The 21,882-nt window shown below is 65.6% G+C and carries 15 protein-coding genes and 1 pseudogene; 12 read left to right on the forward strand and 4 right to left on the reverse strand.

The annotated features are described in order from the left end of the window. Nucleotides 1–3: 3 nt before the first annotated feature. A complete protein-coding gene (gene glnE / locus PQR02_RS11415; RefSeq protein ID WP_459252527.1) occupies nt 4–2,829 on the reverse strand; it encodes a bifunctional [glutamate--ammonia ligase]-adenylyl-L-tyrosine phosphorylase/[glutamate--ammonia-ligase] adenylyltransferase in 2,826 nt (941 codons plus the stop codon). Between the two features lie 157 nt (nt 2,830–2,986). Here glnE and PQR02_RS11420 point away from each other — a divergent pair, with 157 nt between their 5' ends. The 6 genes and pseudogenes from PQR02_RS11420 to PQR02_RS11445 all read left to right on the forward strand — a co-directional run bounded on the left by PQR02_RS11420 (nt 2,987) and on the right by PQR02_RS11445 (nt 12,104). Further along, nucleotides 2,987–7,192 (forward strand): YhdP family protein, encoded by a 4,206-nt coding sequence (locus PQR02_RS11420; protein ID WP_408229891.1) that lies wholly within the window; start codon nt 2,987–2,989, stop codon nt 7,190–7,192. 143 nt (nt 7,193–7,335) lie between these two features. Next, nucleotides 7,336–8,199: a carbon-nitrogen hydrolase family protein gene (locus PQR02_RS11425; protein ID WP_408229894.1), complete on the forward strand. Its 864-nt coding sequence runs from the start codon at nt 7,336–7,338 to the stop codon at nt 8,197–8,199. 88 nt (nt 8,200–8,287) lie between these two features. Beyond that, nucleotides 8,288–9,754, forward strand: a complete 1,467-nt coding sequence (gene tldD, locus PQR02_RS11430) for a metalloprotease TldD (protein WP_408229897.1) — start codon at nt 8,288–8,290, stop codon at nt 9,752–9,754. Nucleotides 9,755–10,159: 405 nt separating this feature from the next. Further along, nucleotides 10,160–11,233, forward strand: a complete 1,074-nt coding sequence (gene aroG, locus PQR02_RS11435) for a 3-deoxy-7-phosphoheptulonate synthase AroG (protein WP_408229900.1) — start codon at nt 10,160–10,162, stop codon at nt 11,231–11,233. A gap of 197 nt (nt 11,234–11,430) precedes the next feature. After that, a pseudogene (locus PQR02_RS11440) lies at nt 11,431–11,768 on the forward strand (type II toxin-antitoxin system RelE/ParE family toxin). A 3-nt stretch (nt 11,769–11,771) separates the two neighbouring features. Continuing rightward, a complete protein-coding gene (locus PQR02_RS11445; protein WP_408229903.1) occupies nt 11,772–12,104 on the forward strand; it encodes a helix-turn-helix domain-containing protein in 333 nt (110 codons plus the stop codon). Between the two features lie 39 nt (nt 12,105–12,143). Here PQR02_RS11445 and PQR02_RS11450 read toward each other — a convergent pair whose 3' ends face one another. Next, nucleotides 12,144–12,698, reverse strand: a complete 555-nt coding sequence (locus tag PQR02_RS11450; RefSeq protein WP_408229906.1) for a cob(I)yrinic acid a,c-diamide adenosyltransferase — start codon at nt 12,696–12,698, stop codon at nt 12,144–12,146. 225 nt (nt 12,699–12,923) lie between these two features. Between PQR02_RS11450 and PQR02_RS11455 the strand changes: the two genes are divergently transcribed. The 6 genes from PQR02_RS11455 (at nt 12,924) to proC (ending at nt 20,012) form a co-directional block, all read left to right on the forward strand. After that, nucleotides 12,924–14,339, forward strand: coding sequence for an FAD-linked oxidase C-terminal domain-containing protein (locus tag PQR02_RS11455; protein ID WP_408229909.1), 1,416 nt, complete (start codon nt 12,924–12,926; stop codon nt 14,337–14,339). 114 nt (nt 14,340–14,453) lie between these two features. Next, complete coding sequence (locus PQR02_RS11460) at nt 14,454–15,947, forward strand: FAD-linked oxidase C-terminal domain-containing protein (protein ID WP_408229912.1); 1,494 nt, start codon at nt 14,454–14,456, stop codon at nt 15,945–15,947. Nucleotides 15,948–16,086: 139 nt separating this feature from the next. Beyond that, complete coding sequence (glcE, locus tag PQR02_RS11465) at nt 16,087–17,175, forward strand: glycolate oxidase subunit GlcE (RefSeq protein WP_408229915.1); 1,089 nt, start codon at nt 16,087–16,089, stop codon at nt 17,173–17,175. Between the two features lie 8 nt (nt 17,176–17,183). Next, nucleotides 17,184–18,410 (forward strand): glycolate oxidase subunit GlcF, encoded by a 1,227-nt coding sequence (glcF, locus tag PQR02_RS11470; protein WP_408229918.1) that lies wholly within the window; start codon nt 17,184–17,186, stop codon nt 18,408–18,410. A 39-nt stretch (nt 18,411–18,449) separates the two neighbouring features. Then, nucleotides 18,450–19,148: a YggS family pyridoxal phosphate-dependent enzyme gene (locus PQR02_RS11475; protein ID WP_408229921.1), complete on the forward strand. Its 699-nt coding sequence runs from the start codon at nt 18,450–18,452 to the stop codon at nt 19,146–19,148. Nucleotides 19,149–19,196: 48 nt separating this feature from the next. Continuing rightward, nucleotides 19,197–20,012, forward strand: a complete 816-nt coding sequence (gene proC / locus PQR02_RS11480; protein ID WP_408229924.1) for a pyrroline-5-carboxylate reductase — start codon at nt 19,197–19,199, stop codon at nt 20,010–20,012. Nucleotides 20,013–20,237: 225 nt separating this feature from the next. On the opposite strand, the gene ubiA is transcribed toward proC, so the two are convergent. Both ubiA and PQR02_RS11490 read right to left on the reverse strand, forming a co-directional pair. Beyond that, the gene (gene ubiA / locus PQR02_RS11485) at nt 20,238–21,101 is read right to left on the reverse strand and encodes a 4-hydroxybenzoate octaprenyltransferase (protein ID WP_408229927.1); all 864 of its coding nucleotides are present in this window, start codon (nt 21,099–21,101) and stop codon (nt 20,238–20,240) included. A gap of 241 nt (nt 21,102–21,342) precedes the next feature. Continuing rightward, nucleotides 21,343–21,837, reverse strand: coding sequence for a Dps family protein (locus PQR02_RS11490; protein WP_408229930.1), 495 nt, complete (start codon nt 21,835–21,837; stop codon nt 21,343–21,345). Nucleotides 21,838–21,882 lie beyond the last annotated feature (45 nt).

Consider the following 21,882-nt stretch of genomic DNA (forward strand, 5'->3'; position numbering starts at 1 on the left):
CCGTCACCCGAACACCCGCTTCCACAGCGCCAGCACCGCTTCACGCTCGGTGCTGACCAGCGCCGGCTCGACCCGCGCCTTCTCCATGCCGTCCAGACGCAGCGTGTGCTGCAACTTGCGGTAGGTGCGATATGCGGCGCCGACCGTCTCCGCTTCCGCCTCGCTCATCAGACCAAAGCGCGACACTTCCCGCAGCAACGCGATGTTTCCGGTATTGCGGATCAGCTCGGGATCGCTGGCCGCGTGCAACAGCACCCAGTACTGCACGGTGAATTCGATATCGACCATGCCGCCACGGTCGTGCTTCAGGTCGAACAGCGCGGGCGTATGGTTCGGGTGTCCCGCCTCGACGCGCTCGCGCATCTCGACGATCTCCTTCGCGAGCGGCCCGGCTTCGCGCGGCATGGTCAACACCTGCTCGCGGATCGCCTCGAACTTCGCGCCGATCTCGGCGTCGCCCGCGCAGTAACGCGCGCGGCTCAATGCCTGATGCTCCCAGACCCACGCGGTATTGGCCGCGTCGCCTTCGCGCAACTGGTAGCGGCGGAACGCGTCGAGGTCGGTGACCAGCAGACCCGACTCGCCGTTCGGCCGCAGGCGCAGGTCGATGTCGAACAACGTGCCGGCGCCGGTCGCGGTGGTCAGCCAGGTGATCAGGCGGCGGGTGTAGGTTGCATAGACGTCGGCCGCGGCGTCGTCGGGATCGTCGTACAGGAAGATCACGTCGAGGTCGGACGCGTAGCCCAGCTCCTTGCCGCCCAGCTTGCCGTAGGCGATCACCGCGAAACGCGGCACCTCGCGGTGGCGTTTCGGCAGCTGGTTCCAGACGGCTTCGAGCGTGACGTCGAGCACGGCGTCGGCGAGTTCGGACAGCCGGTCGCTCACATGTTCGACGCTCAGCTTGCCGGCGAGATCGATCAGCAGAATGCGGAACACCTCGGCCTGGTGCGCATGCCGCAGCAGATCCATCTGCTGCTCGACGCCGTCGGCGGCGGCCAGCCGCAAGCGCAGCGTGCGCTTGAACTCGGGCCAGTCGAACGGACTGTTGATCGCTTCGTCGTCCAGCAGTTCGTCGAGCAGTTGCGGATGGCGGATCAGATAACCGGCCGCCCAGCGCGAGCCGCCCAGCACCGACAGCACCTGGTGCAGCGCCTGCGGATACTCAGTCAGCAGCGCGAGGTAGGCGCCGCGCCGGCTCACCGCTTCAAGCAGATCGAAGAAGCGCGCGACGGTGTCGCCGCGCCGGTCGGGCGGCTCGAGCGTGCGCGCGGCTTCCAGCGCGCGCTGCGCGACGATGTCGAAACGTTGCCGGCTGCGCTCGGCGAGCCCCGCGTAACGCGACGATTGCCACACCGCTCGCAGGCGCGCGAGCAGGTCACCCGGCTCGGCCACGCCGAGTTCGATCAGGCGCGCGCGCAGCGCGTCGCCGGCGCTGTCGTCGGCGAGCGCACTGCTCCAGACCCACGCGGCCGCGCCGTCTTCGGGCGCGCCGCAGCCGTCGCGGCCGCTCACCTTGTCGGCGAAAATCTGGTCGAACTGTTGCTCGACGAATTCGCGATGCGCGTCGAGCTTTTCCATCAACGCGGCGTAGTCGTCGCACCCCATTGCCTGAGCGAGCGCGGCGCGCTCTTCGGGATCGACCGGCATCGCGTGGGTTTGCGCATCGTTGCGGTATTGCAGCCGATGCTCCAGCTCGCGCAGGAAACGGTAGGCCTGCGAGAGCCGCACGCACACCGACGAATCCAGCAGCCCGTGCGTGGCCGCATGCCGTAGCACGGCGAGCGTCGGCCGCACCCGAAAGCCCGCGTCCTGGCCGCCGCGAATCAGCTGGAACACCTGCGCGCTGAATTCGATTTCGCGGATGCCGCCGCGCCCGAGCTTGATGTCGTCGGCTTTGTCGGGCCGCATCGACGCACGGCGCTGCGCCTCCTGGCGAATCTGCAGATGCAGCGCGCGGATCGCGCTGATCACGCCGAAGTCGAGATAGCGGCGGTAGACGAACGGCGTGACGATCGCGTCGAGTTGCTTCTGCAGCCGTTGCGCGGCGTCGCTCGCGCCTTCGGACACGAGGCGGCCCTTGATCCACGCATAGCGCTCCCACTCGCGGCCCTGCACGTAGAAATACTCTTCGAGCATCCCAAGGCTGCACATAAGCGGCCCCGAGTCGCCGTTCGGGCGCAGCCGCATGTCGACCCGGAACACGTAGCCGTCGGCGGTCATTTCGGCGAGCGCGGCGATCAGGCGCTTGCCGAGCCGCGTGAAGAAGTCCTGCGTGGCGATCGGGGAACGCTGGCCGCCCGCGGTCTCGCCATCCTCTTCATAAACGAAGATCAGATCGATGTCCGACGACACGTTCAGCTCGCGCCCGCCCAGCTTGCCCATGCCTACCACGCCGAGCACGAGCCGTTCGCCGTGCGGACCGCGCGGCTCGCCGTACAGCGCTTCGAATTCCGCGGACAGAACCGCGAGCGCACGCTGGATGGTCGCCTCCGCCAGATCGGTCATCGCGCCGGTGACTTCGGCGACGTCCGCCTCACCCGCGAGATCACGCTCCATCACCGCGCAAAACACTTCGGTACGCAGTTGGCGCAACGCCCGTTTGAGTGCATCCTCGCTCAATGGCGCGCCGGCCGCGCCGGCGGCTTGCGCGCACAACGCGTCGAGGCGCGCATCGAGGCGCTCGCGGGTCAGCGGCGCGGACGCAAGCGCCGCCACCTGCGTGGCGAGTTGCGGACGGGCCGCGGCGGCGCGCGCGGCATAGTGTGAATAGTGGGAACTCAGTAGAGTGGCGTCAGTCATTAAAGGGTCTGGCTCGCTCGTTGCTTGAATGGCGTTGTTCAGTTCGCTGTGTTACCACGCTCCGGGGCCCCCGTGCAGCCCGTGAGGCGGCATGCAGACAGGGTTTGCAGGAAGTCCGCCGACGCTATCGCGTGTGTTACATTTCGTCGTTAATTCGCAAAACTACCATACGCCCACCCGCCGCAGCATGTCCGAGCGAAACGAATCCGCCGACCCGCACGAAACCGGGCAGGTCCGGCCCGTGAGCGGAAACGACCACATCGTGCTGCGTCGGATTTTGCACGTGGTCCTGGCGCTCGCGCTCGTCCTCTATTTCATTGCGACGGGTTTGTTTCTCGGCTTGCGTTACGTGGTGCTGCCGCGCGTCGACTCGTTCCGCCCGCAGATCGAAGCCGCCATCTCCGACCAGCTGCGCACGCAGTTCACCATCGGCAGGCTGGCGCCGCATTGGAGCGGCTTTCAACCGGGCGTCGACGTCACCAATCTGGTCATCCGCGATCACGAAGGCAAAGCCGCGCTGACGATTCCGCGCGCCACCGCGACGGTTTCGTGGCGCTCGCTCTGGCTCTTTCATCCGGCGCTCTCCAGCTTGATCGTCGAGCAGCCCGACGTGCTGGTGTCACGCAGCGACGACGGCGTGCTGTCCGTGGCGGGCGTGCCGGTGCCGACCGGCCACAGCGGCAACGACACCTTATCCACCTGGCTATTGCGCCAGCAGGCGATCGTGGTGCGCGGCGGCGTGCTGCGCTGGCGCGATGCAACGCACGACGCGCCGGAACTCGCGCTGCGCGACATCCGGATCGCCATTCTCAACGACGGCTACGACCACCGGCTAGCGATGCAAGCGCCGGCCGACGGCCAGGTGCTGCACGGCCCGATCGATTTCCGCACACACTTCCGGCACATTCCGCTCTCCGCGATGGGCAAGCCGATCAACTGGACCGGCCAGGTGTACGTGTCGACGGGTCCGGTCGACCTCCCGACGCTCGCGCGCTACGTCAACTTCCCGATCGAGACGTTTGCGGGCCGTATCGACAACGCCATCTGGATCGACTTCACCGACGGCCAGATGAAGACGGCGTACGGGCAGTTGGCCGGCACGGACGTCGCGCTGCGAGTGCGTCCCACGCAGCCGAAACTGCTGCTCCCGATCGCCCATTTCTCGTGGCGCCTCGACGCCGGCCAGGGCGACTACCGGCTGCAGCTGACCGACCTGCGCGCCGATCTGGGCCAGCCGCCGCTCGAGGACGGCACGCCGCTCACGCGCACGCTCACGTTCTCGACGCTGAATGCCCGCTACCGGACCACGTCGCAGCAGCACGGGCAGCTCTTCAGCGTCACCGGCGATCGCGTCGACCTGGGCATTCTCGCGGAATTCATGCGGGCGCTGCCGCTGCCGCGGCGTCTGCTGAACAGTCTCGTGCGCTTCAACCCGCGCGGCCTCGTCGCCAACTATGTAATCGAAATCGAGCGCGGCAAACCGGAGTCCGGCGAGGCGGGCAGCGACCGGCGCTCGAGCGGCACGGAGCCGATCGAGCACTATCGCTTCAACGGCGACCTGCAAGGCATCAGCGTGGCCGCCCAGGAACCGCCGCCGGGGCTCACCCCGCGCAATCACCCGCGCGCGGGCATACCGGGCATCGAAAACCTGTGGGGCCGCGTCGACGCCGACGAGAACCACGGCACCGCGCTCCTCGACACCTCGAATGTGGCGCTCACGCTGCCCGGCGTGTTCGACGATCCGCGTCTGAAGCTCGACCGCCTGCATGGCCGCGCCGACTGGGCCGTGAAGCCGAAGGTGCCTGGCGAAAATCATCGGCCCTTCACCGTGAAGCTGGCCGATCTCAGCGTCTCGAACGCGGATGTCGCGGCCACCGCCAACGCCGACTACAGCAACCCCGGCCACGGCCGCGGCTCACTGGATCTCAAAGCCGATTTCCAGCGCGCGCAGGTCCCGCGCATCGCCCGCTATCTGCCGACCAGCATCAGCGAAAAGCTGCGCATCTATCTGGGCCACGGGCTGCAGGCCGGCGCGTCGCACGGCGCGACGATCGAAGTGCATGGCGATCTGACCAAATTCCCCTACTCGCGCGATCCCGACGCCGGCCTCTTCCATATCGTTGCGCCGTTCAAGGGCGGCAAGTTCGACCCTTCGCCCTACCCGCCGCGCAAAATGAGGAACGGCACGCCGAACGTATGGCCGCCGCTCGACGGCATCGACGGCGTGTTCGAGCTCAAGCAGAACGTGCTGCGCTTCGATATCGACCGCGGGCGTTACGAGCGCGTCGCGCTGACGGGCGTCAACGGCAGGATCGACGACCTCGGCAACCGGGGCTCGAACCTCGTGATCCAGGGCAACGGGCGCGGGCCGCTCGCCGACATGCTCGACTACGTGAACGGCAGTTCGCTCGGCATCATGGCCCGGCATCAAACCGAGAAGATCCGCGCCGAGGGGGCCGCCTCGCTCGCGCTCAAGCTGACAGTGCCGCGCACGCCGAAACCGCACATCGGCGTGGAAGGCGCGGTGGGCTTCCTGAATAACCGCTTGAGCGTCCCGCACGTGCCGCCGCTGTCGCAACTGAACGGCAGAGTGCGTTTCACCGAGCGCACCGCCCAGGTCGACCGGCTCTCCGGGCAGTTCCTCGGCGGCGACATCCACGCGAACGGCGGGCTGCGTCAGGACGGCACGTATGCGCTGGCGCTCGGCGGCCATGTCGCTGTCGAGGCCGCGCGCGGCCTCGATCTGCATGGCCCGGCCGCGCAGGTGCTCACGCGCATGAGCGGCAGCGCGCCCTACGCGCTGAACGTGCGCGGCGCGAAGGGTGGCTTGCCGGAAGTGAACGCGAACTCCGATCTGACGGGCCTCACGCTCGACTTCCCCGCGCCGTTCAACAAGCAGGTCGGCACGCCGATGCCGCTGCGCTTCGCCGTCAGGCCGTCCGCGGCGCCGGGCGAAGCGGGCCTGGAGCGCGCCGATCTCACCTTCGGGCCGATTGCCGCCGCGTATCTACTGCGCTACCAGCCCAAAGCGCCGCCGACGGTCGTGCGCGGCGCGATCGGCGTGAACCGGCCCGCCGACTTGCCGTCCGAAGGCGTGGTCGCCGCCGTCGACGTGCCCGAGTTCGACGCCGACGCATGGCGCGCGGTCGTCACCGAGATGCGCAACCAGGGCACGGCCGCAGCACCTGCCGCGCCCAGAGCGGCCACGCCGCCGGCCGCGCCGAATCCCGCCGTCACGCAATTCCTGCCGAACCGCTTCGCGCTGCACATCGACGCGCTGACGCTGCTCAAGCGCCACTGGGATGACGTGGTCGTCGGCGCGTCGCACGCGGACGGCAAATGGCAGGCGAACGTGGCGTCGAACCAGGTCTCCGGCCACGTCTCGTGGCTGCCGGGCGCCACCCGCGACTCGCCGGGCACGCTGCAGGCGCGCTTTGCCCGCGTCGTGATTCCGTCGGTGGCGGACAAGGACCTGCTCGGCCCGGCGATGTCGGCGCCCGCGCAGAACATGCCGTCGATCGATCTGGTGGTCAACGAGTTGATCGTGCGGGATCGCAACATCGGCCGCCTCGAAGTCGACGCGCACAACTTCGAGGAAGACGGCGCGCCGGTCTGGCAACTCGACAAGCTCGACATCACGAACCCCGCCGCCACGCTGACCGCCACCGCGAATTGGCGCACCTCGTCGGAACTGGGCGGCGGCGCCGACGAAACCACGCCGCGCCGCACCGTGTTCGATTTCAAGCTCGACGTGAAAGACGCCGGCGCGCTGCTCGAAAAGCTCGGCCAGCCGCGTACGATCAAGGGCGGCAGCGGCTCGCTGGCGGGCAAGGTGGTGTGGCGCGGCGGCCCCGCGACGATCGACTACCCGACGCTGAACGGCAACCTGGCCGTGGACCTGCACCACGGGCAAATTCTCAAGATCGACCCGGGCGTCGCCACGCTGCTGGGCGTGCTCAGCCTGCAAAGTCTCGCGCGCATCGCCACGCTGGATTTCCGCGACGTGATCGGCGAAGGGCTGCCATTCTCGAGCGTCACCGGCACGGTGCAGATCCACGACGGCATCGGCCGCACGGATAACTTCAAGATGGTGACCGCGCCGGCGCGCGTCGACATGGCGGGCTCGGTCGATCTTGCACAAAAGACCCAGGACATGCACCTGCACGTCACGCCGACCATCAGCGTCGGCGCCGCGGTGATCGCCACGGCGGTCATCAATCCACTGCTAGGCCTGGGTGCGCTGCTGGCCGATGTGGCGTTCAGCCATTCGGTTTCGCACATGTTCGCACGCGACTATGCGATCACCGGGTCGTGGTCGAAACCGCACGTCGAGCGGGTGACGGGCGATCGCGGTAAGATGGACGCTCCGGCTTCGACCGTGGAAGCGCACTGAGTTTTATCCGGCCCTTTGCACCTTTACCCCTTCCCCTGCCGGAATAGCCCAGCGCCGCAACGGCGGCCCCAGCCAACCCTGAACGACGTCAGCGGCGCCAGTGGTTCGCGTCGCCGCCTTGCCGGGAGTTTTCCGAAACGCTCATGAGCGAAACACACGTCTTCTCCTCTCCGTCCGCCGCGGCGTCCCGCGGTCCCTCAGCAAGCACGTTCCGGGTCGCCGCGCTGCAGATGGTGAGCACGCCGGATCGCGAACGCAATCTGGCCGACGCGCAGCGTCTGATCGCCGAGGCCGCCGCCGACGGCGCGCAACTCGTGCTGCTGCCCGAATACTTCTGCTTCATGGGCTTCAAGGACACGGACAAGCTGGCCGTGCGCGAGCCCTATCGGGACGGGCCGATCCAGCATTTTCTCGCCGACGCCGCGCGTCGCCACAACGTCTGGGTGATCGGCGGTACGCTGCCGATCACCGCGCCGGAAGCGTCGCGCGTGCTGAACACCACCCTGGTATTCGACCCGCAAGGCAACGAAGCCGCGCACTACGACAAGATCCACCTGTTCAACTTCGAGAAAGGTGAAGAATCGTTCGACGAGGCGCGCACCATCTGCCCCGGCGGCGAGGTCCGCAGCTTCGAGGCGCCGTTCGGCCGGGTCGGCCTGTCGGTCTGCTACGATCTGCGCTTTCCTGAGCTGTACCGGCGCATGGGCGACTGCGCGCTGATCGTGGTGCCGTCCGCCTTCACCTACACCACCGGCCGCGCGCATTGGGAAATGCTGTTGCGCGCCCGCGCGGTCGAAAACCAGTGTTACGTGCTGGCCGCGGCGCAAGGCGGCAAACACGAAAACGGCCGCCGTACCTGGGGCCACAGCATGCTGATCGACCCATGGGGCGAAGTCGTCGCGGTGCGCGACGAAGGCGCCGGCGTGGTCGCCGGCAATCTGGAGCGTGCGCGCATCGACGAAGTGCGGCAGAGCCTGCCCGCCTGGCGTCATCGTGTACTGAGTTGAAGCCGGCATTGAAACTGCGGCGCCCCGCACTCACGTAGGTGACTCGGGCGCTAACCGAATCCTTCGTATCGAGCAGAACATACTTCGCATGAACATCATCGAACCCGGTATCCGTAATCTCGCCACCGCCAAGGACATCCTCCTGACGCCCTACGGTCTCGACGAATCCTTGCTCACCCGCACGCTCGCCGAAATCTTCACGCATCGCATCGACTACGCGGACCTGTACTTCCAGGCCACCCGCAGCGAAGCGTGGAGTCTCGAAGAAGGCATCGTGAAGTCGGGCAGCTTCAGCATCGACCAGGGCGTCGGCGTGCGCGCCGTGTCGGGCGACCGCACCGCTTTCGCTTACTCGGACGACCTGTCGCCCGAAGCGATCCGCCAGGCGGCTCTCGCCACGCGCGCCATCGCCAAGGCGGGCGGCGGCAAGCAGAAGATCAAGGTAGCGTCGTCGCTGACCGGCATTGCCGGGCGCGATCTGTACCTGCCGTCCGATCCGCTCCATTCGCTCGACGCCACCGAAAAGGTCAAGCTGCTCGAACGCATCGAACAGATGGCGCGCGGCCGCGACCCGCGCATCCAGCAGGTGATGGCCGGTCTCGCTGGCGAATACGACGTGGTGCTGGTGGCGCGCAGCGACGGCGGCTTCGCGGCCGACATCCGGCCGCTGGTGCGCGTGTCAGTCACGGTGATCGCCGAGCAGAACGGCCGCCGCGAAATCGGCAGCGGCGGCGGCGGCGGGCGCTTCGACTACGGCTATTTCACCGACGAAGTGCTGTCGCGCTACGTCGACGACGCGGTGCACGCCGCGCTGGTGAACCTCGACGCTCGTCCCGCCCCGGCCGGCGCGATGACCGTCGTGCTCGGACCGGGCTGGCCCGGCGTGCTGCTGCACGAGGCGATCGGTCATGGCCTTGAAGGCGACTTCAACCGCAAGGGTTCGTCGGCGTTCGCGGGCCGGATCGGCGAGCAGGTCGCCGCGAAGGGCGTCACGGTGGTCGACGACGGCACACTGCCGAACCGCCGCGGCTCGCTCAATATCGACGACGAAGGCAACCCGACCCAGTGCACGACGCTGATCGAGGACGGCATCCTGAAGGGCTACATCCAGGACACGCTGAACGCGCGGCTGATGAAGATGCCGGTTACCGGCAACGCGCGCCGCGAGTCGTACGCAGCGCTGCCGATGCCGCGCATGACCAACACGTACATGCTCAACGGCGACAAGGATCCGCAGGAAATCCTCGAGTCGGTGAAGAACGGTTTGTACGCGGTGAACTTCGGCGGCGGCCAGGTGGACATCACCAACGGCAAGTTCGTGTTCTCGGCCTCAGAGGCGTACATGATCGAGAACGGCAAGATCACCTACCCGGTCAAGGGCGCGACGCTGATCGGCAGCGGTCCGGAATCGCTCAAGTACGTCAGCATGATCGGCAACGACATGAAGCTCGATTCGGGCGTCGGCGTGTGCGGCAAGGAAGGCCAGAGCGTGCCGGTGGGCGTCGGCCAGCCGACACTGCGCATCGACCGGATGACGGTGGGCGGCACGGCCTGATCTCGATGAAACGCATACTTCGTGCACGGATGGCACGAAGTATGCGGATTTTCCGCATTTTTGCCCCGCTAAGCTTGTCAGCCGAGCGTGAGCGGGTTATAAAGTCACTCCACCCTTTTTTGACCAGCAACCTCATTTCGCCATGTCCGCCAAGTTTTACTTTTACTTTTTTTGGTATCTCAGACCGCTGGCGGATCGAGAGGGGTGTTAGTGCACGCAGGACACCGAGAATTCCCGAAAAACCGCCAGCCAGCCTGGCGGTTTTTTTTCGCCTCATGCCTTTGAAACCGCATTTGAAACTTTGTCGTTGAACATTTTTTGCTCGTTGTCCGCTCTGGCATCGCTGCCTCATCACAGCCTTCGTTGCCCGCGCGAACACGCTACGAACCGATTCAGGAGAACAGCATGCCCCCGCACAATACCGACGATGTACGCATTCGCGAATTGAAAGAACTCACACCGCCCGCCCACCTCATCCGCGAATTCGCCTGCGACGAAACGGTATCCGACGTGATCTACAACTCGCGCAATGCGATGCATCGCATTCTGCACGGCATGGAAGATCGTTTGATCGTCATCATCGGGCCTTGCTCGATTCACGATCCGAAAGCGGCGCTGGAATACGCCGGACGTCTGATCGAGCAGCGCAAGCGCTTCGCCGGCGAACTCGAAATCGTGATGCGCGTGTACTTCGAAAAGCCGCGCACGACGGTGGGCTGGAAGGGTCTCATCAACGACCCGCACATGGACAACAGCTTCAAGATCAATGAAGGCCTGCGCACCGCGCGCGAACTGCTGTTGCGCATCAACGAGTTGGGCCTGCCGGCCGGCACCGAATACCTCGACATGATCAGCCCGCAATACATCGCCGATCTGATCTCGTGGGGCGCGATCGGCGCGCGCACCACCGAGTCGCAGGTGCACCGCGAACTCGCTTCGGGACTGTCGTGCCCGGTCGGCTTCAAGAACGGCACGGACGGCAATGTCAAGATCGCCGTCGACGCGATCAAGGCCGCCTCGCAGCCACACCATTTCCTGTCGGTCACCAAGGGCGGCCACTCGGCGATCGTGTCGACCGCGGGCAATGAGGACTGCCATATCATCCTGCGTGGCGGCAAAACGCCGAACTACGACGCGGACAGCGTCAACGCGGCTTGCGCGGACATCGGCAAGGCGGGTCTCGCGGCGCGTCTGATGATCGACGCGAGCCACGCGAACAGTTCGAAGAAACACGAGAACCAGATTCCGGTGTGCGCGGACATCGGCCGCCAGATTGCTTCGGGCGACGAACGGATTGTCGGCGTGATGGTGGAATCACATTTGGTGGCGGGTCGCCAGGATCTGCAGGAAGGCTGCGCGCTGACGTACGGCCAGAGCATTACCGATGCCTGCATCGGCTGGGACGAAAGCGTCGCGGTGCTCGAAGGTCTCGCCGACGCGGTCAAGCAACGCCGGGTCGCGCGCGGCAGCGGCAATTAACACCGTGCCCGGCTGTTCACAGTGCGTTCTTAGTGGTCCGTAGAAAAGCCCGGCTCGTCGAGCCGGGCTTTTTTTTTAGCCAAACGGACGAATGGTGCTTCATCAAGCGTCTCTGTACCGTAACGACTCATCCCCCGTCGCGAATGACTTGACGGGGGTGAATGTTGCGTATAATATTTTGTACATTAAAGACGCTTATGGAGTACGAAAAGGAAATTCGCTGGCTGGGTTCCAGTTATCACGACTTACTCGCCTTTCCCGAAGACCGCGTCGTCGCGCAGGGTTTCAGCTCGGCAAGATCCAGGCAGGACTCGACCCTGACGACTGGAAATCGTTTGACTCGATCGGCGCGGGAACGCGCGAAATCCGCATCAGAGACGCTGATGGCATGTTTCGCGTGATGTATGTGACCAAGTACGTCGAAGCGCTGTATGTGCTGCACTGCTTCCAGAAGAAAACCCAAAAGCTGACGCCGCACGACAGAACGATCGCCGCAATGCGCTACCGCGCCATCGTTAATGATAGGAAAACTTAACAAATGACCGTCGACACCAAAGTCCGGCACGTAACAAAGCCCGGTGCAAATCTGTTCCTTGAACTGGGTTTTCCCGCCGATGAAGCAAAGCGTCTCTACGCCGCCTCGCAAAAGCAGATCAACGACACGCGGCTGCTCAAAGAGCAACTGATGACCGAACTGTCCAGCTGGATCGAGCAACATCACCTGAAGCAGGCCGAAGCCGCCGAAATTCTGATGGTGTCGCGCCCGCGCGTCTCCGACGTGGTCAACAAGAAAACCACCAAGTTCACTATCGACACGCTCGTCGAAATGATGAGCCGGATCGGCAAACCGGTCACGCTGGCCGTCGGCTAACGCGGGGCGTTGCCTAACGTGAATAACCCGCTGCGCGTTCTAGCCTGCGTCGCGCTCGTGTTGCCATAGCACGTCGCTGCCGCCATCAGCGCGATTGAGCACGCGCGCGAGCACGAACAACAGGTCGGATAGCCGGTTCACATATTGACGCGGCGGCGCGTTGATCGGCTCGTGTTCTCCCAACGCGACAATCGTCCGTTCGGCACGCCGGCACACTGTGCGGCACACGTGCGCAAGCGCCGCTGCGCGCGAACCTCCCGGCAGAATGAACTCCTTCAGCGGCGGCAATGCGGCGTTGTAATCGGCGAGCCAGTCGTCGAGTTGGGCGAGATGCCGGTCGGTGATCATCGTGTGGCCGGGAATGCACAGTTCGCCACCCAGATCGAACAAATCGTGCTGGATCGCAATCAGCGCCGCGCGTACCGTGTCGGGCAGCGCTTCGCACAACAGCACGCCCAGGTTCGAATTGAGTTCGTCGACGTCGCCGATCGCGGCAATACGCGTGCTGTCCTTGCGCACGCGGCGGCCGTCGCCGAGACCCGTGGTGCCGTCGTCGCCGGTACGGGTTGTGATCTTGCTCAAGCGGTTGCCCATGAGGTCTCCCAAGCTTTCAGTGGCGATGCGTCCAGCCAACATGGCGTGAAACAGCGAGCAGCAGCACCAGCGCCCCTGCGCCCACCGCGTTTATCCATATTGCGCGCATCGTGAAGTCGCCGCCATTATAGGAGCGATGGCCGGCCCGACGCCGGCCCGCGGGCGACCGGCGTAAAATGAAACACCCGCTGCAAACCAGCTATCCCCAAATATCAGGAGACATGCGTGAACCATCCCGTGCCGCCGGCCCCGCTGCGCCGGCCGTTTCCCGCTGAGTTGCTCGACGCGCTCAAAGGCGTCTTCGGCGAGCGCGTGTCGGTTGCCGAAGCCGTGCGCGCCCACCATGGCCGCGACGAATCGCCGTTCGATCCCCAACTGCCCGACGCGGTCGTGTTCGCGCGCAACACCGAAGAGGTGCAAGCCGCCGTCAAACTGTGCGGCCAGTACAACGTGCCGATCATTCCATACGGCAATGGTTCGTCGCTCGAAGGCCATCTGCTCGCGGTGCAAGGCGGCGTGTCGATCGACCTGTCGGAAATGAACCGCGTGCTGTCGATCAACGCCGAAGACCTCACCGTCACCGTCGAGCCCGGCATCTCGCGCAAGCAGTTGAATGAAGCGCTGCGCGACACCGGCCTGTTCTTCCCGATCGACCCCGGCGCGGACGCGAGCATCGGCGGCATGTCGGCCACGCGCGCTTCGGGCACCAACGCCGTGCGCTACGGCACGATGCGCGAGAACGTGCTCGGCCTGACCGTCGTGCTGGCCGACGGCCGCGTGATCAAGACCGGGACGCGGGCGCGCAAATCGTCGGCCGGTTACGACCTCACGCGTCTGTTCGTCGGCTCGGAAGGCACGCTCGGCGTGATCACCGAAATCACCGTGCGTCTGTATCCGCAACCGGAAGCGGTCTCCGCCGCCGTGTGCGCGTTTCCGTCGATGGGCGACGCGGTGCGGGCGGTCATCGAAACGATCCAGATCGGCGTGCCGATTGCGCGCGTGGAGTTCGTCGACTCGCTCGCGATCCGCTCGATCAACCGCCACTCGAATCTGACGCTGCGTGAAGCGCCTACGCTGTTCTTCGAGTTCCACGGCACCGAAGCGGGCGTGAAAGAACAGGCCGAACTGGTAGAGGAGATCGCCGCGCAGAATGCCGGCGAAGGCTTCGAATGGGCGACCCGTCCGGAAGACCGCAGCCGCCTGTGGAACGCGCGTCACAACGCCTACTTCGCGATGCTGCAACTGAAGCCAGGCTGCCGCGCGGTCACGACCGACGTCTGCGTGCCGATCTCGCGCCTTGCCGAGTGCGTGGTGGAAACGGAGCAGGACCTGAAAGCATCGCCGCTGCCCTGCCCGATCGTCGGCCACGTCGGCGACGGCAACTTCCACGTCGCGATCCTGATCGACCCGAATAAACCCGGTGAGCTCGAAGAAGCCGAGCGCCTGAATCATCGCATCGTGCAACGCGCGCTGCGCATGGACGGCACCTGCACCGGCGAGCATGGCGTCGGCCTGCACAAGATGGGCTTCCTGCTCGAAGAACACGGCGACGTCGCCGTCGACACGATGCGCTCCATCAAGCACGCACTCGATCCGCGCAATCTGATGAATCCGGGCAAGATCTTCGCCTGGGCGGCTTGATGCAGTGTTAGGCGCGGCGGCGTTGCGACGTGGCAGCGCGGCCCGCGCCACCTTCGATATAAAGCAGCTCGCAATAAGAGCAAGATGGGCGAAAGGCACTAGGAGACAAGTCACATGAACGCACCCGCTGAACTGACGGCTGAAGTACTCGCCCAGCGCCAGCGCGAAGTCGTGCAGGCGTTGATGGCGGTGTTGCCGACCCACTGTCTGCTGTATCGCGAGGAAGACACCGTCGCGTACGAATGCGACGGCCTCGCGGCCTACCGGCGTCTGCCGCTCGCGGTCGCGTTGCCGGAGACCGAATCGCAGGTGCAGCGCATCGTGCAGATCTGCCACCGGCTCGACGTGCCGATCGTCCCGCGCGGCGCCGGCACCGGCTTGTCCGGCGGCGCGATGCCGATCCGTCACGGCGTGGTGGTGTCGCTCGCGCGCTTTCGCAAGATCGTCGAAGTCGATTCGTATGCGCGAACGGCCACGGTGCAGCCGGGCGTACGCAATCTGTCGATTTCCGAAGCGGCGGCTCCGTATGGGCTGTACTACGCGCCCGACCCGTCGTCGCAGATCGCCTGCACGATCGGCGGCAACGTGTCGGAGAACTCCGGCGGCGTGCATTGCCTGAAGTACGGCCTCACCGTGCACAACGTATTGCGCGTGCGCGCCGTGACCATGGAAGGCGAGGTCGTCGAATTCGGCTCGCTCGCGCCGGACGCGCCCGGTCTCGATCTGCTCGCGGTGCTGATCGGCAGCGAGGGCATGTTCGCGATCGTCACCGAGGTCACCGTCAAGCTGATCCCGAAGCCGCAAACCGCGCAGGTCATCATGGCCAGTTTCGACGACGTCGTGAAAGGCGGCGACGCGGTCGCCGGCATCATCGCCGCGGGCATCATCCCGGCGGGCCTTGAGATGATGGACAAGCCCGCCACGCGCGCCGTCGAGGAATTCGTCAAGGCGGGCTACGACCTCGACGCGGCCGCCATCCTGCTATGCGAATCGGACGGCACGCCCGAAGAAGTCGCCGACGAAATCGTGCGCATGACCGCGGTGCTGCGCGAACAGGGCGCCACACGCATCCAGATTTCCCGCTCGGAAGCCGAACGGCTGCGCTTCTGGTCCGGCCGCAAGAATGCGTTTCCGGCCGCCGGCCGCATTTCACCGGACTACTACTGCATGGACGGCACCGTGCCGCGCCGCAGTATCGGCCCGCTGCTCGCGCGTATCGAAACGATGGAGAAAACCTACGGCCTGCGCTGCATCAACGTGTTCCACGCCGGCGACGGCAATATGCACCCGTTGATCCTCTTCAATGGCAACGATCAGGACGAATGGCACCGCGCCGAGGCGTTCGGTTGCGACATCCTCGAAGCATGCGTCGAACTGGGCGGCACGGTGACGGGCGAGCATGGCGTCGGCATCGAGAAGATCAATTCTATGTGCGTGCAGTTTTCGCCGGAAGAGCGCGACACGTTCCACGCGGTCAAGCGAGCCTTCGACGCACCCGGCCTGCTGAACCCCGACAAGGGTATTCCCACGCGAGCGCGCTGCGCCGAATACGGCAAGATGCACGTGCGCGCCGGCCTGCTGCCCCACCCCGAACTGCCGCGTTTCTAGGCGTACCCACCGCGCATAGCCACGCCGCTGCGGCGGCGTTTCACGGTGCCTCCCCTGATTACCCGATGCGGGTCCGCTCCTGGTTGCCAGCGAGCCCCCGCCCGGTACAATCAAACGAAACACAACGAAGCAGGACACCATGGAAGAGGACGACATCGTCGCCGTATGGTCGGAGCGCGTGCGTTCGGCCAGCGCCGAGGGACGCGCGTTGCGCATCCGTGGCGGCGGCACCAAAGACTGGTATGGTCAGACGCTGGAAGGTGAGGTCCTCGACACGCGCGCTTATCGCGGCATCATCGCGTACGATCCGGCGGAACTGGTCATCACCGCGCGTGCGGGCACGCCCCTGCTTGAGATCGAAGCCGCCCTCGCCGATCACGATCAGATGCTCGCCTTCGAGCCGCCGCACTTCGGACCGCAGGCCACCTTCGGCGGCTGCATCGCCGCCGGCATCGCCGGCCCGCGCCGCGCCGCGGCTGGCGCGGCGCGCGACTTCGTGCTGGGCGCGGTCATCATGAACGGCCAGGGGCAGAAGCTGCATTTCGGCGGTCAGGTGGTGAAGAACGTCGCCGGCTACGACGTTTCGCGTCTGATGGCCGGCTCGCTCGGCACGCTCGGTTTGATCCTCGAATTGTCGGTTAAGGTGTTGCCGCTGCCGCAGGCCGAAGCCACGCTCAAGTTCGACATGAACGGTACCGATGCGGTTCGTAAGCTGAACGAATGGGGCGGCCGGCCGCTGCCGATCTCCGCGAGCGCGTGGCGTCACGGCACGCTCGCCGTGCGCCTCGCGGGGGCCGAAGCCGCGGTCAAGGCGGCGCGCACGTCGCTCGGCGGCGAAGTGGTCGATGCGGTCGAGGCGGAACGTTTCTGGGCCGGCCTGCGCGAACAGACCGATTCGTTCTTCGCGACCATCCCACCGAAAGCCGCGCTCTGGCGTCTCGCGCTGCCGTCCATCACCGAGCCGATGCAGCTGCCCGGCGCGCAACTGATGGAATGGGGCGGCGGCCAACGCTGGTGGATCACCGACACCGACGCGCAAACCGTGCGCATCAGCGCGAAGCAGGCCGGCGGTCATGCCACGATCTTTCGCACCGGCCACGGCTACGACCGCAGCGCCGGCGTGTTCACCCCGCTGCCCGCGCCACTGATGAAAATCCATCGCGGCCTGAAAAGCGCTTTCGACCCGGCCCGCATCTTCAATCGCGGCCGTCTCTACCCCGAGTTTTGAGCGACGCGATGCAAACCAACCTCGCGGACTTCATTCGCAATACGCCCGATGGCGACGAAGCCGACGCCATTTTGCGCAATTGCGTGCATTGCGGTTTCTGCACGGCCACCTGCCCGACCTACCAGCTGCTCGGCGACGAACTCGACGGCCCGCGCGGGCGCATCTATCTGATCAAGCAGATGGTCGAAGGCGCGCCGGTCACGCGCAGCACCCAGCTCCATCTGGACCGGTGCCTCACGTGCCGCAACTGCGAAACCACTTGTCCGTCCGGCGTCCAATACGGCCGGCTGGTGGAAATCGGCCGCAAGCTCACCGAAGAAAAAGTCACGCGGCCGCTGCGTCAGCGGCTCACGCGCCGGCTGCTCGCGACCTTCGTGCCGAACAGCGCGGTGTTCACGCCGACCATGCGCATCGGCCAGCACTTCCGCCGCGTCCTGCCGAAGAAACTGCGCGACAAGGTGCCCGCGCGGCAGCGTCCACTGGAATGGCCGACCGCGAAGCACCCGCGCAAGATGCTGATGCTCGCGGGTTGCGTGCAACCGTCGATGATGCCGAACGTCAACATCGCGACCGCGCGGGTGCTCGATGCGCTCGGCGTCGAAACCGTGATCGCGCCGGATGCCGGCTGCTGCGGCGCGATCCGCCTGCATCTGGGCTACAACGACGAAGCGCTCGACGACCTGCGCGCCAACATCGACGCATGGTGGCCATATGTCGAGGAGGGCGTCGAGGCGATCGTGATGAACGCGTCCGGCTGCGGCGCGACGGTCAAGGAATACGCGCATCTGTTGCGCCACGATCCGGCGTATGCGGACCGGGCGCGGCGCATCGTCGAATTGACGCGTGACATCGCGGAGATCCTGCCGGAGTTCGAAGAGACACTGCGCACGGTCACGCGCCGCCGCTCGGTCCATACGGTGGCGTTTCATCCGCCCTGCACGCTGCAACATGGCCAGCAGGTGCGCGGCCAGGTCGAGCATCTGCTCACCGCGCTCGGCGTCGAAGTGCGCCTGCCCGCGGACAGTCATCTGTGCTGCGGCTCTGCCGGCACTTACTCGCTCACGCAGCCGAGGCTCTCGTACGCGCTGCGCGATCAGAAGCTCGAACGATTGCACGCACAGGAGCCGCAGTTGATCGTGTCGGCAAACGTCGGTTGCATTGCGCATCTGCAAAGCGGCACGTCGACGCCGGTCGCGCATTGGATCGAATTGGTCGAGCACATGCTGTCCGTATAATCCGGTGATCGCCATTCGCTGAACTACCGGTTCTGTTCCATGCCCGATCTGACCCACAACCTCGAAGCGGTGCGGCAACGCATCGCCTCGGCCGCGCACGCGGCCGGGCGCGACGCGCGCTCGGTCACGCTGCTCGCGGTCTCGAAGACCTTTCCCGCCGACGACGTGCGCGCCGCGCACGCCGCCGGCCAGCGCGCGTTCGGCGAGAACTACGTGCAGGAAGCGCTTGCCAAGATCGAGACGCTCGCCGACCTGCGCGCGTCGCTCGAATGGCACTTCATCGGTCCTTTGCAATCGAACAAGACGCGGCCGGTCGCCGAGCATTTCGACTGGGTGCATTCGGTCGATCGCCTGAAGATCGCGCAGCGGCTCTCGGAGCAGCGCCCTGACAATCTGCCGCCGCTGAACGTGTGTTTGCAGGTCAACATCAGCGGCGAGGCGTCGAAAAGCGGCGCCGGCATCGCCGAGGCGGTCGAAGTCGCGCAGCAGATCGCCGCGTTGCCGAAACTGACGCTGCGCGGGCTGATGTCGATTCCCGAGCCGGCCGGCGATACCGACGCGCAACGTGAACCGCATCGCCAGTTGCGCGAACTGTTCGAGCGCTTGTGTGCCGACGGACTCGAACTCGACACGTTGTCGATGGGCATGTCGAGCGACCTCGAAGCCGCCGTGCTCGAAGGCGCGACGATCGTGCGCATCGGCACCGCGATTTTCGGCACGCGCGATTACTCTCAGTAACCTATCCGAGCCTTGGCGGGCTCTTCACCGAACCTGATTCGGTCCATCATGAAAATTGCTTTTATCGGCGGCGGCAACATGGCCGCGGCATTGATCGGCGGCCTCATCAAGCGTGGCGTCGCCGCCGCAGACCTCTACGCGATCGACCCCAGCGGTGAGGCGCGCCAACGCAATGAACAGCAGTTCGGCATCCGCACGGGCGCCGCCGCCGACGCCGCGCTCGCCGAATACGACGCCGTCGTGCTGGCGGTGAAGCCGCAGATCCTGAAGAGCGTCGCGCAAGCGCTGGCGCCGCATCTGAGCGCGTCGCAACTCGCGATCAGCATCGTCGCGGGCATTCGCATGGGCGACATGTCGCGCTGGCTGAACGACCACGGCCGCATCGTGCGCGTGATGCCGAATACGCCGGCGCTGATCGGCATGGGCGTGACGGGTCTCGTCGCAACCGCCAGCGTCGACGAAGCGGGCCGCGCGCTCGCCTCGCAGGTGCTCGGCGCGGTCGGCGAAACGGTCTGGTTCGACGACGAAGCGAAGATCGACGCCGTCACCGCGATCTCGGGCAGCGGGCCGGCCTACGTGTTCTATTTCATCGAAGCGTTGCAGGAAGCCGCCCGCCAGCTCGGCATGGATGAAGCGCAAGGCCGCGCGCTCGCGGTCGCGACCTTCACCGGCGCGGCCCAACTGGCGGCGAATTCCGACGAGCCGCCGGGCGTGCTGCGCGAACGGGTGACATCGAAGGGCGGCACGACGGCCGCGGCGCTGGCGTCGTTCGACGCGAGCGGCATCAAGGACGCGATCGTGCGCGGCGCGCTCGCTGCCGATGCGCGCGCGCGGGAAATGGGCGACGAGTTCGGCAAGCAGTAAGCACGTTCGACGCGGCGCTTTTGGCTTGCGCTGCGACTGCGCCTGATTACGCTTTCGCCTGGCGGGAAAGAAAGTGCGCCGTAGGACGCGGCGCCCGAGTTCGAATCGGGCCGGCACCTACGGCACAGAAAAGCGCGCATGCCGCACAACAGGGCTACGCAGCGTGGTGCCACAAACCGCTGCGAACGCGAACGTAGGCTGGCAGCCGCCGCCACGCTGCGCGACTTAAAACGAAGCCACCGCGTAATGCGCGGCGATCCCCGCAAACAATGCGCCGCCGAGCCAGTTGTTATGCCGGAACGCGGCGAAGCATGCCATCCGCTCGCGGTTGCGAATCAGCGTGTAGTGGTAGACCGCGCAGCCCGCCGCCGCCGCCCAGCCCGCCCAGTACAGCACCCCGAAACCGAGCATCACGCCGATGCCGACGTAAATCCCCAGCGTCACCGCATAGCACAGCATGATCGCGGCCACGTCGAAGCGACCGAACGTAAGCGCCGACGTGCGGATGCCGATCTTGATGTCGTCGTCGCGATCGACCATCGCATATTCGGTGTCGTACGCGACCGACCAGAATACGTTGGCGAGCAGCATCACCCACGCAAGCATCGGCACGTGGTCCTGAATCGCAGCGAACGCCATCGGAATGCCAAAGCCGAATGCGATGCCGAGGTAGGCCTGCGGAATCGCAAAGAAACGCTTGGTGAACGGATACGAACCGGCGACGAACAACGCCGCCACCGAAAGCTCCTTGGTCAGCGTATTCAACGGCAGGATCAGCAGAAACGCAAGGAGCGACAACCCCGCCGCCAGCGCGACCGCTTCCCACGCCTTGATCTTGCCCGACGTGATCGGACGATTTTCCGTGCGCTTCACGTAGCGGTCGAAATCACGGTCCGCGTAGTCGTTGATCGCGCAGCCCGCCGAGCGCATCAGCACCGTGCCCACGGTGAAGATCACCAGCAACGGCCACGACGGATGACCGTCGGATGCGATCCACAGTGCGTTGAGCGTCGGCCACAGCAGCAGCAAGCTGCCGATCGGCTTGTCCATGCGCACGAGGCGCAGATATAGGGGAAGTCGGGCGAACATGGGCGGGTTCGGTGAAGTGCGAAGACGGTACGGCTATTTTACGGGATGCCGGCGGCGGCCCGCTTTCGCGCGGACGCGGTCTGAAAAAGGCGGCGTCGCGACCGGCTCGCCAGTTGCCGCCGCACAAAACAAAGCCTCCCGCAAAGGGAGGCCTAGTTCGGTTTCACTGCGGCTTCATCAGCGCAGCTTCAGTACGACAGCAGCGTCCGCACGAAGCGACACACTGAAGGAGCGTTGACGCTCAAGCCAGCATCGAGCGCAGCATCCACGCGGTCTTTTCGTGCGTCTGCATGCGTTGCGTCAGCAGGTCGGCGGTCGGCTCGTCGTTGGCGGCTTCCGTGGACGGGAAAATCTCGCGTGCGGTACGCACGACGGCTTCCTGGCCTTCCACCAGCTGGCGGATCATTTCTTCCGCGGCCGGCACGCCGTCCGCTTCCGGAATCGACGACAGCTTCGCGAATTCCTTGTAGCTGCCCGGCGCATGCACGCCCAGCGCGCGGATGCGTTCGGCGATCGAATCGACTGCCAGCGCGAGTTCGTTGTATTGCGTTTCGAACATCAGGTGCAGCGTGTTGAACATCGGACCCGTGACGTTCCAGTGGAAGTTATGGGTCTTCAGGTACAGCGTGTAGGTGTCGGCGAGCAAGCGCGACAAGCCTTCTGCAATCTTCTTGCGATCCTTGTCGCTGATCCCGATATTGACGTGCTGTACGGCGGCGGCTTCTTTCTTGGCCATGATGACTCCTTTGAAGAGGGATACGAACCGGTCGGCAAGGTGACG

The sequence above is a fragment of the Paraburkholderia sediminicola genome (genome assembly GCF_046026895.1).
In the GTDB taxonomy this organism is placed as follows: Bacteria; Pseudomonadota; Gammaproteobacteria; order Burkholderiales; family Burkholderiaceae; genus Paraburkholderia; species Paraburkholderia sediminicola_C.